At 73.7% G+C, this 9,668-nt stretch carries 13 protein-coding genes; 7 read left to right on the top strand and 6 right to left on the bottom strand.

The window, feature by feature from the left end:
• Positions 1-64 precede the first annotated feature (64 nt).
• Positions 65-649 carry a hypothetical protein gene (locus ABZU99_RS05060; RefSeq protein WP_356045582.1) on the bottom strand — a complete coding sequence of 195 codons (585 nt, stop codon included), beginning with the start codon at positions 647-649 and terminating at the stop codon, positions 65-67.
• Between the two features lie 194 nt (positions 650-843).
• On the opposite strand from ABZU99_RS05060, the gene ABZU99_RS05055 reads away from it, so the two are divergent.
• Positions 844-1,563: a response regulator transcription factor gene (locus ABZU99_RS05055; protein ID WP_355947756.1), complete on the top strand. Its 720-nt coding sequence runs from the start codon at positions 844-846 to the stop codon at positions 1,561-1,563.
• A gap of 152 nt (positions 1,564-1,715) precedes the next feature.
• Positions 1,716-2,705, top strand: a complete 990-nt coding sequence (locus tag ABZU99_RS05050; protein ID WP_356045584.1) for a hypothetical protein — start codon at positions 1,716-1,718, stop codon at positions 2,703-2,705.
• Positions 2,706-2,769: 64 nt separating this feature from the next.
• Here ABZU99_RS05050 and ABZU99_RS05045 read toward each other — a convergent pair whose 3' ends face one another.
• The 3 genes from ABZU99_RS05045 to ABZU99_RS05035 all read right to left on the bottom strand — a co-directional run bounded on the left by ABZU99_RS05045 (position 2,770) and on the right by ABZU99_RS05035 (position 5,466).
• Positions 2,770-4,482: a GAF domain-containing protein gene (locus tag ABZU99_RS05045; RefSeq protein WP_355947750.1), complete on the bottom strand. Its 1,713-nt coding sequence runs from the start codon at positions 4,480-4,482 to the stop codon at positions 2,770-2,772.
• A 93-nt stretch (positions 4,483-4,575) separates the two neighbouring features.
• Positions 4,576-5,064, bottom strand: a complete 489-nt coding sequence (locus tag ABZU99_RS05040; RefSeq protein ID WP_356045586.1) for an NUDIX domain-containing protein — start codon at positions 5,062-5,064, stop codon at positions 4,576-4,578.
• 42 nt (positions 5,065-5,106) lie between these two features.
• Positions 5,107-5,466 carry a hypothetical protein gene (locus ABZU99_RS05035; protein WP_356045588.1) on the bottom strand — a complete coding sequence of 120 codons (360 nt, stop codon included), beginning with the start codon at positions 5,464-5,466 and terminating at the stop codon, positions 5,107-5,109.
• Between the two features lie 3 nt (positions 5,467-5,469).
• Here ABZU99_RS05035 and ABZU99_RS05030 point away from each other — a divergent pair, with 3 nt between their 5' ends.
• Together ABZU99_RS05030 and ABZU99_RS05025 are read left to right on the top strand one after the other, a co-directional pair.
• Positions 5,470-5,706, top strand: coding sequence for a hypothetical protein (locus ABZU99_RS05030; protein ID WP_356045590.1), 237 nt, complete (start codon positions 5,470-5,472; stop codon positions 5,704-5,706).
• An 82-nt stretch (positions 5,707-5,788) separates the two neighbouring features.
• Complete coding sequence (locus tag ABZU99_RS05025) at positions 5,789-6,235, top strand: DUF2267 domain-containing protein (RefSeq protein ID WP_355947741.1); 447 nt, start codon at positions 5,789-5,791, stop codon at positions 6,233-6,235.
• 21 nt (positions 6,236-6,256) lie between these two features.
• Here the strand turns inward: ABZU99_RS05025 and ABZU99_RS05020 are convergent, their stop codons facing one another.
• The gene (locus ABZU99_RS05020; protein ID WP_355947739.1) at positions 6,257-6,595 is read right to left on the bottom strand and encodes a hypothetical protein; all 339 of its coding nucleotides are present in this window, start codon (positions 6,593-6,595) and stop codon (positions 6,257-6,259) included.
• Positions 6,592-7,002 (bottom strand): ChaB family protein, encoded by a 411-nt coding sequence (locus ABZU99_RS05015; RefSeq protein ID WP_355947737.1) that lies wholly within the window; start codon positions 7,000-7,002, stop codon positions 6,592-6,594. The genes ABZU99_RS05020 and ABZU99_RS05015 overlap by 4 nt, the downstream gene beginning before the upstream one ends.
• A 157-nt stretch (positions 7,003-7,159) precedes the next feature.
• Between ABZU99_RS05015 and ABZU99_RS05010 the strand changes: the two genes are divergently transcribed.
• From ABZU99_RS05010 to ABZU99_RS05000, 3 genes are all read left to right on the top strand, one after another.
• Complete coding sequence (locus tag ABZU99_RS05010) at positions 7,160-7,831, top strand: peptide deformylase (protein WP_355947734.1); 672 nt, start codon at positions 7,160-7,162, stop codon at positions 7,829-7,831.
• A gap of 203 nt (positions 7,832-8,034) precedes the next feature.
• Positions 8,035-8,793 (top strand): GNAT family N-acyltransferase, encoded by a 759-nt coding sequence (locus tag ABZU99_RS05005; protein ID WP_355947731.1) that lies wholly within the window; start codon positions 8,035-8,037, stop codon positions 8,791-8,793.
• A complete protein-coding gene (locus ABZU99_RS05000; protein WP_355947728.1) occupies positions 8,790-9,620 on the top strand; it encodes a lysophospholipid acyltransferase family protein in 831 nt (276 codons plus the stop codon). Before ABZU99_RS05005 ends, ABZU99_RS05000 begins: the two co-directional genes overlap by 4 nt.
• Positions 9,621-9,668: the final 48 nt, after the last annotated feature.

Below are 9,668 nucleotides of genomic sequence, written 5' to 3'. Positions count from 1 at the left end.
GTTGTGCCGGCGCATCCAGCGCGGTCCCACCTCGGCCCAGGCCCGCCGGCGCTCCGGCGGCGGCTCAGGTGTTGTGCCGGCGGCTCCAGCGCGGTCCGACCTCGGCCCAGGCCCGCCCCCACTCCTGCGTACGGTTGCGGTCCAGCCGCCACCGCACGATCCCGCGCCCGGCCAGCGACACCGCGCCCACGCCCGCCGCCGCCGACGCACCGGCCAGCACGGACCGGGTCGCGATCTGCTCCGCGGTGGGCGGCTGCTGGACGGGACTGCCCCGTCCGTCGGTCCAGACCACCGTCGCGTCACCGGCCTTCTTCCCCTCCTGGACCCGGGCCGTTCCGGTGTGGACGGCGCCATCGGGGCCGGTCCACCGGACGATCGCGCTGACCCGGGCGGTGGTCGCGCCGTCGGCGGCGGGCGTCGTGGTGGGGGCGTCCTCCTTCAGCACCCCGGGCACCCGGTGCCGGTCGACGCGCTCCTGGCGCAGGGCCTCGTCCACGGCGGTGCCCGCGGCCACCCCCGCCACCGGGCCGCCGACCGCCATCACCAGGCCCGCGACCAGCACGGCCCACGCCTCGATCACGTCCGAGCGGCGTCTGAGCGGATTGCGCCGCCACCGCCACATCCACCGCCCCCGCACTTCCGTGCCCATGCCGCGACCGTCGCACGTCCGGGAGCCGGGGCACGAGGGCCGGGCAGCCCCCTGTGCCGGGGGCCTTTCGGTCCCCTCGCCGCCTCGCAGGGGTCCGTTCGGCCCTGGTGCGGTGTCGGCGGGTGCGCCACGATCCTGTGCGGGGGCCGGGCGACGGGCGAAGAGAAAGCCGACGAGGTGCGAGGGGCGCCACCATGACCGAGACACGGGAAACACGGGCGACACCGGCACCCATCAGGGTGTTTCTGCTCGACGACCACGAGGTCGTCCGGCGCGGGCTGTTTGATCTCCTGGACGCCGAACCGGACATCGAGGTGGTCGGCGACGCCGGCACGGTCGACCACGCACTGGCCCGGGGCCCCGCGTTGCGGCCCGACGTCGCCATCCTGGACGTGCGGCTGCCGGACGGGGACGGCATCACGGTCTGCCGTGAGCTGCGCTCCCGGCTGCCCGGTCTCGCCTGTCTGATGCTCACCTCGTTCGACGACGACGATGCCCTGCTGGACGCGATCATGGCCGGGGCGGCCGGCTATGTCCTCAAGCAGATCAAGGGGTCGGACCTCGTCTCCGCGGTGCGCACCGTCGCGTCCGGCCAGTCGATGCTCGACCCGGCCACCACCGCCCGGCTGATGAGCACCCTGCGCGGTGACACCGCCCCGCAGGAGCCCCGGGACGAGGTGCTGGCCGGGTTGTCCCCGCGCGAGCGGGAGATCCTGGCGCTGATCGGCGAGGGGCTGACCAACCGGCAGATCGGCAAGCGGCTCTATCTGTCCGAGAAGACGGTCAAGAACCATATCTCCCGGCTGCTGGCCAAGCTCGGGGTCGAACGCCGCATCCAGGCGGCGGTGCTGGCGACCCACTCGGAACCGCACGCCACGGACGAGCGCGCGGTGCGACCGGCCCCGCACCCCTGACGGCATCCGCCCGTGCTACGCACGTGCCGTCCGGGCCCTCCCCCGGGACCAACGGCCCCTGCCCGTCCCGGGTGCCGCGCCGCACGCTGAGTGCGTGGGGAACCGCCCGCGCCCACCGCCGCCCACCGGCGCCCACCGGCGAGGAGAAGACCATGCAGCCCGCACCACTCGACGCGGCGGTCCTGGAGAAACTGCTCTCCGCGGCCGCGGCCGCCCCGTCCCTGCACAACACCCAGCCCTGGCGGTACCGGCTGGACCCCGACACCCTCACCCTGGAGGTCCGGGCGGCCCCGGAGCGGGGGCTGCGGTGGACCGACCCCATGGGGCGGGCGCTGAGCGTGTCCGCCGGGGCCGCCGTGTTCAATCTGCGCGTCGCCGTGGCCCACTTCGGCTGGGACCCCGTGGTCCGGCTGCTGCCGTACCGCGCCCAGCCGGATCTGCTGGCCACCGTGCGGCTGTGCCCGGCACTGCGCGCCGGCGCCGGGCACCACGAGGATCTGTACGACTTGATCTGGCGACGGCACAGCAACCGGTCCCCCTTCTCCGAGCACCGGCTGCCGACGGCGGTGCTGGCCGAGCTCGCCGACGCCGCGCGCGCGGACGGGGCGACGCTGTACGCGGCGGACCCCGAGGAGACCGCGCGGCTGCTGCGGCTGACCGCCGAGGCGGAGGAGCGCAACGCCCGCGATCCGCGCCGGGTCGCCGAGACCCGCGGCTGGATCCGCGAGGCCGGTCCGTACGGAATCCCCGGCGCCGCCCTCGGCCCGCGCGACGCCGGCGGGCGGCTGCCGCTGCGCGACTTCCATGGGCCCAACGGGCACCACGGTGGCCCTCCGCCGACCGCCGTGTTCGAGAGCGAGCCGACCCTCGCCGTGCTGGTCACGAGCCAGGACCGGCGCGCCGACTGGCTGCGGGCCGGGCAGGCGCTGGAGCATGTGCTGCTGCTGGCGACCTCGCGCACGGTACGGGCCTCGCTGCTGCACCAGGCGCTGGAGTGGTCCGATCTGCGGTGGGCGCTCGGCGACGGCCGCCGGGCTCCCGGCCATGTTCAGATGCTGATCCGCCTCGGCCACGGGCCCATGGGGCCGGCCACCCCGCGCAACCGGGCACACGAGGTGCTGGAGGACGGCCTGGCCACCTGAGGAGGCAGGGCCCGCCGCTCCCGAGACCGGATGCGGCCCTCCGCGCTGGGCGCGCCGGGGCGGGCTATCGGTCCGGCAGCGGGACGTCCCACACCAGACGGGTGCCGCCGCCCGCCGGTGCGCCGAGGACCAGCTCGCCGCCGAGCTTTTCGGCACGTTCGGCCAGATTCCGCAGCCCGCTGCGCCGGCCGCCCTGCGGGATGCCCACGCCGTCGTCGGTAACGGTCAGGGTGAGCCGGCCGGAGGCCACGACCAGGGAGATCTCCGCGGCGTCGGCGTGGGCGTGGCGGGCGACGTTCGACAGCGCCTCCGCCAGGACCGCGACCATGTCATCGGCGACGGGGCGGGGCACATCGGTGTCGACCAGCCCCTCGGTCCGCAGCGAAGGGGTGAAGCCGAGCGTGGTCACGGCCTCCTCGATGGTCTTGGCCGTGCGGACGCGCAGGCCCTGGACGGCGGGGCCCGCCTCGTGCGACCGCAGCCCGAAGATCGTCGAACGGATGATCTTGATGGTGTCGTCCAGGTCGTCCACCACCCGCAGCAGCCGCTCGGAGCCCTCCGGATGCTGGACGAAGCGCATCGTGCTCTGCAGCGTCATCCCGGCGGCGAAGAGCCGCTGGATGGCCAGATCGTGCAGATCCCGGGCGATCCGGTCGCGGTCCTCGAGCAGCGCGAGCTGCTCGGCGTCGCGCCGCCGCTCGGCCAGCTTCATCGCGATCGCCGCCTGGCCCGCGAAGCCGAGCAGGGTGTCGGTCTCGATCTGGGTGAAGGCGGGGCTGGTCACCGCACGGGCCAGCGACAGCACCCCGCCCACCCCGTCGCTGGTGCGCATCGGCACCGCGACGGCCGGGCCGAGGCCGTCCCAGCGCTGGGGCCCGTCGGTGATCCTTGGGTCGTTGGCGACATCGGTGCTGGTGACCGGCTCGGAGCCGGTGAAGGCGGCCCCGGCGAACGTGCCGCGGCAGGGCAGCACCAGACCGCGGTGGGCCTCCGCGTCAGTCCCCGCGGCGAGCCGGACCTCCAGGGCGTCGGAGCCGGTGACGGGCAGCATCAGCACGCCCAGGTCGGCACGGAGGATCCGGCGGGCGTGCTCGACGATGAGCTCCAGCACCCTCGTCTCGTCGACGCCGGACAGCAGGCTCTTGGTGACCTCGGCGTTCGCCTCCAGCCAGCGCTGGCGGTGGCGGGTCTCCTCGTACAGCCGGGCGTTCTCGATGGCCACTCCGGCGGCCACGGCCAGGGTGGCCAGCACCGTCTCGTCCTCGCCGTCGAACTCCTTGCCGCCGCGCTTCTCGGTCAGATAGAGATTGCCGAACACCTCGTCCCGCACCCGGATGGGCACCCCGAGGAAGGAGTGCATCGGCGGGTGGTTCGGCGGAAAGCCGTAGGACGCCGGATGTTCCGAGAGCTCGGCCAGGCGCAGTGGTTCGGGGTGGCGGATCAGTTCGCCGAGGATGCCGTGGCCGGACGGCAGCGAGCCGATCGCCCCGCTCTGCTCCTCGCCGACGCCCACCGGCAGGAACGCGGCCAGCCGCTGATCGTCGCCGATCACCCCCAGGGCCCCGTACTCGGCGTCCACAAGCACCACGGCGGCCTCGACGATCCGCCGCAGCACATGGGAGAGATCCAGCTCCCGGCCGACCGAGAAGACCGCTTCCAGCAGGCTGTGCACCCGGTCCTGGGTGCCGCGCACCGCGTCGATGCGTACCCGCAGTTCTTCCAGCAGCTCGTCCAGGCGCAGCCGGGGCAGGTCCTCGGCACTCCTCGCGCTCTCCATGCCCACCGTGCCTCCGTCGGCTTCAGCGCGTTCAGCGCGGCATCCCGCACGGCCCTCCTCTTCACGGTAGCCGCGCACCGGGCGCCGTGAGCGCTAGCCGTTCTTCTGGCGCTCCGCCCCGTTCACCAGCTCATCGAGCCGCTCCAGGAAGGGCTCCTGCTTCGCGACGATCTTCTTCCGGGCAGTGTCGCGATCGAACCAGGCGGCCCGGTCCACCTCGGGGAACTCCTGTATCCGGCCGGATCCCGACGGCCACTCCATCGCGAAGGTGCCCGGAGTGACCCGCTCCGGGTCGAGATCGCCCTCCAGTGCCCAGACGGTGACGAGCTTGCCGCCGGTCTGCCGTACGGACCCGAGCGGCAGGAGCTCCCCGTCGGGCACCGGCAGCCCGAGCTCCTCCTGGAACTCCCGGCGCGCGGCATCCACCGGGTCCTCGTCCGGCTCGTACTCACCCTTGGGCACGCTCCACGCGTGCTCGTCCTTCGCGGCCCAGTAGGGGCCGCCCATGTGGGCGAGCAGCACTTCGAGGTCGGTGCCCATACCGCGGAAGAGCAGGATTCCGGCGCTGCGTTTCTCGGTCACAGTGCCCAGTGTCCTCCGGGGCGGCCGGACCGGCGCCCGGGCTCAGCCCTTGCGGGCGTATCCGAGATAGGTGACCTGCGGCTTGGCGTCCGGGGCGAGGACGAAGCGGACGACGGGCGGGATCTGCTCATCGCCGATCCGCCCGCGCCGGCGCGCCATGGTGGCCTTGACCAGGCTGCGCGGGTCCTTGGGCTTGAAGGCGCAGGTGTCCTCGTGGCGCAGGCCCTGCCGGTCCAGTGCGGCGGCCAGTTCGGCGGGGGTGCGCAGGCGGGCCGCCGCATAGCGGCCGGCGGGCATGATCCGGGTCATCGGGAGGCGCTGGAAGGCGCCGAGGTAGATCAGCCGGGAGAGCAGGGTGCGGTTGACGGTGTCGTAGACCAGCACTCCACCGGGCCGCAGCACCCCGTGCTGCTCGCGCTGATGAACTGGGGCGACCGCTGGTACTCCGGCACCGCGGGGCCGCTGGCCACGCTCCACCACCTCACCTGCGGCCGGGACACCACCGCGGTCTGCGCGTGCGCGCACTGCGGCGACCCCCTGACGGTGCACAACACCACCCAGCTCCCGGGCCCCGGCGGTCACGTCGGCCCGGGCACCCGGGTTCTGGGTCCGCTGCTGGCCTCCCGCGCCCCGCAACGGTGACGCGGACGGTCCGACGCGGTTCGGGGCCACGGCGCTGGGCACCCGGCGATGAGCCGGGCAATCGACCAAGGGGGCCCCGATCATGCGCTACGAAGAACTGACAGGCCTGGTCCAGGCCCGCGCACAGCTGCCCGACCGGCAGTCCGCCGAGCGGACCGTGCGCGCGACGCTCGAAACCCTCGCCGAGCGGATTCCGGACGGACTGGCGGCCCATATGGCCGCCCAGCTGCCGACCGAGGCGGCGGAGCCCCTCCGCCGGGTCGCCGAGTCCCACGAGGGCTCGCCCGAGGAACGGGCGTACCGGCGCGACCACGGCGAGCGGTTCGATCTCACCGGCTTCGCGGGCCGGATCGCCTGGCGTATCGAGAGCTCCGAGGAGGAGGCACTGCGGGAGGCGAGCGCCTTCTTCGAGGTGCTGGACTCCGCCGTGGCCCCGGAGCTGATGGAGAAGCTGTACGGGGTGCTGCCGAGCGACATCCGCAAGCTGCTGCCGGAGGCGCGGGCGGAGCAGGGCGAGGGCGGGCGCTGAGGTACCGCCTCCCGGGTGGGGTCACTTCGACTGGCCCGGGTGGTCGGGATGGCCGTGGCGCGGAGGGGGACTCGGCTCGGCCGAGGTCTGCGGGGTCACCGGCGAACCGCCGCGCGGGGGAGAGGGCGCCTCGGGGATCGGCCCGGTAGCCGGCTCGCCCGGCGAGGGCGCGGCACCGCTCTCCAGCTGCCGCAGACGCGCCGTGAGCACCTCGATGACCGGGAGCCGGTCGGCGTGCGCACGCTCGTACTCCAGCAGCCGGCGCAGATCATCGGCGTTCAGGGGACGGATACGGTGCTGCAGGGCGCTGAGCGGAAGATGGTCGTAGCCGGGCAGCGGCAATTCGTCGTGGGTACTCATCCTTCCTCCTCCCGGGCTTGCCGGGTGCGCGCGCGGTTGCGCTTGCGGATGGCGTCCAGCAACTCCGGCCGGCTCATCCGCGAGCGGCCTTCGACGCCGAGCCGTTTGGCGACGTCGTACAGATGCTGCTTGGTCGCTTGCTCGTCGACGCCCTCGCCGGTGCGGCCGCCGGCCTGCCGTGGCCGGGCCGACCGGGGGTCGGAGGGCCCTTTGCGCCCCTTCTCCTTGCGCTCCCAGTGGTCGCCGACCTTCTCGTAACTGTGCTTGAGAGCCCCGTAGGCCACGCGGTGGGCGCGCTCCCCCTCGCCGTACTGCTCGACGGCCGAGTCATGGGCCTTGATCCAGGTGCGCTGTGCGTCCTCGGGCGAGCGCTCCAGGGTTGAGGGAAGCTCTTCGCGTCCAGGCACTGGGACACCTCCGCTGTCAGGCCCGAGCGGGTACCCCACGCATTGCAGACGAAAACGGCGAACAACGCCAAAAGCCTGCCGCCCCGCCGTGCCCAAGGGGAGAGACCGCCCGCCCCCGCGGATTGCCCCGGCCTGATCGACTTGCCACGCTGTCCCCATGCCGACCACGACCTTGTCCGAACTCGTCGAGGAACTGCTCGCCGGCACCCGACCGCTGCCGATCATCCCCGCGGGCGTCCCGGTTCTGCGCCGCCCGGCCCTGCCGTACGAGGGCCAGCTCACCGCGGAGCAGTTGGACCGGTTGCTGGGGGCGATGCGCGAGACAATGCACTCCGCCCCCGGAGTGGGCCTGGCCGCCCCGCAGATCGGGGTGCCGCTGCGGCTTGCCGTGATCGAGGACCCGGCCGAGGTGGCGGCCGAGGTGCGGGAGGCGCGCGGCCGGGTACCGCTCCCCTACCGGGTGCTGGTCAACCCGTCGTACGAGCCGGTCGGCGAGGACCGGGCGGCGTTCTTCGAGGGGTGCCTGAGCGTCCCCGGCTGGCAGGCCGTGGTCAGCCGCCCGCAGCGGATCCGGCTGCGCGGACAGGACGAGACCGGGCGGGACATCGACGAGGAGTTCACCGGCTGGCCCGCCCGGATCGTTCAGCACGAGACCGACCATCTCGACGGCGTCCTCTATCTCGACCTGGCCGAGACCCGCTCCCTCTCCTCCGCGCAGGCCGTCACCGACTACTGGTCCCAGCCCACCCCCGCCGCCGCGGCCCGGTCCCTGGGTTTCCCGGTCCGCGGCACCGGCTCGGCCACGGGCACCGGCACGGGCGCTCCGTGACAGCGCGCTGACCGGCGGCATGTGTTCGTCATCGGCTGGCAGCCGCCGAATCACCACACGGACACTGTGACGTTCGCCGCCACGGCAAGACTGAGGCAAGCCGGGCATGCGCACGCCTCCGCGCATCGTCCAGGTGAGTGAGGCGTCTCCTCCGCTGTGCCCAGTCCCCACCGCTCCTGACTTCCCCCGAACGGAGAACAGGAATGCCCGTGCTCACGACGTCCTCGGTATCGGCGTCCACCAGTTCCTACGTCACCTCCATCGCCCACACCGAGGAGCAGATCCACGCCGCGCAGCGGCTGCGCTACCGGGTGTTCGGCGAGGAGCGGGGAGGCCGGCTGGACTCGGCCGTCTCCGGCCGTGACGTGGACGAGTTCGACGAGGTCATGGACCATCTGATCGTCACGGACACGGCGACGGGAACCGTGGTCGGCACCTACCGGCTACTCCCCCCGGGGCGCAGCGAGCGGCTCTACTCGGACACCGAGTTCGATCTGCGCGGCCTCCCGGCGGAGGTCCGCTCCTCCATGGTCGAGGCGGGCCGGGCCTGTGTGCACGCCGACCACCGCTCGGGCGCGGTCATCAACCTCATGTGGGCCGGTCTGGCGCGCTATGTCCTGCTCTCCGGCCACCGCTATCTCGCGGGCTGCGCCTCGGTGCCGCTGGCCGACGGCGAACAGGCCGCGGCCAACGCCTGGCTGCTCGGCACCACCAAGCACGCCGCCCCGCCCGAGCTGCGGGTCCACCCCCACGACCCCTGGATACCGAGCCGGACACTGGACGCGAAGCCCGACTACGCCCAGCTGCCGCCGCTGCTCCGCGGCTATCTGCGGGTCGGCGCCTGGCTGTGCGGATCCCCGCAGCACGACCGGGCCTTCGACGACGCCGACTTCTTCGTGCTGCTGGACACCGAGCGGATGAACGACCGCTACCGCCGCTATTTCCTGGGTGAGTCCCGGTGACCCTGCCGGTGAACGCGAACCTGCCGGCGCATGCCTGGGCCGCCTGGTCCCCGTGCGGCCCCAACTGTGCCACCCACGCCGCCACCCGTGTCCCCGCCACCACGATCGCCCGGCGCTACGCGTCGTTCGGCCGGGCGATCGTGAGCGCGCTCAGGAGCGGGGAGCGGATCGCCGAGCCTGGGACGCTGCGCTCGCGGGCCGTGGCCCTGCTGGACGCGCTGGGCATCCGGCTGGAGCCGACGGGCGACGGACCGCTGAGCGCTCCGGGTGGAACCGGCACGCTCATCGTCGCCAACCACATCTCCTGGCTCGACATCATCGCCCTGCTGGCCGTCGAGCCAGTGATCATGCTCGCCAAGCGGGAGGTCGGGGGCTGGCCGGTGGTCGGCCCGCTGGCCAAGCGCGCGGGCACGATGTTCATCGACCGCGAGAGTCTGCGCGAACTGCCGCGGACCGTGGAGAGGATGGCCGACCGGCTGCGCGAGGGCCGCTCGGTGACGGTCTTCCCGCAGGGCATCACCTGGTGCGCCGGCACCGGAGGCAGCTTCCGGCGGGCGACCTTCCAGGCGGCGCTCGACGCGGGCGCGCCGATCCGGCCGGTGACCTTGGACTACGTCCAGCACGGCGTCCCGACCACCGTGGCCGCCTTCGTCGGCGAGGACGACTTCGGCACCTCGCTGCGCCGGGTGATCAGCGCCCGCGGGCTCACCGTACGGGTGACCGCGCATCCGCCTCTGCTGCCCATGGCCGGGGTCGACGACCGGCGCACGGTCGCCGCGCGGGCGCAGGCGACCGTGTGCGGGGCGCGGCTGTCCGCCCACTTCTGAGCGCGAACAGCCCGCCGCGCCCGCCCCGGAGGCCCGGGGCGGGCGCGG

The organism is Streptomyces sp. NPDC005266 (assembly GCF_040607655.1).
Classification (GTDB): Bacteria; Actinomycetota; Actinomycetes; order Streptomycetales; family Streptomycetaceae; genus Streptomyces.
The sequence above is the reverse complement of the archived record's forward strand: the minus strand, read 5'-3'. Positions and strand labels throughout refer to the sequence as shown.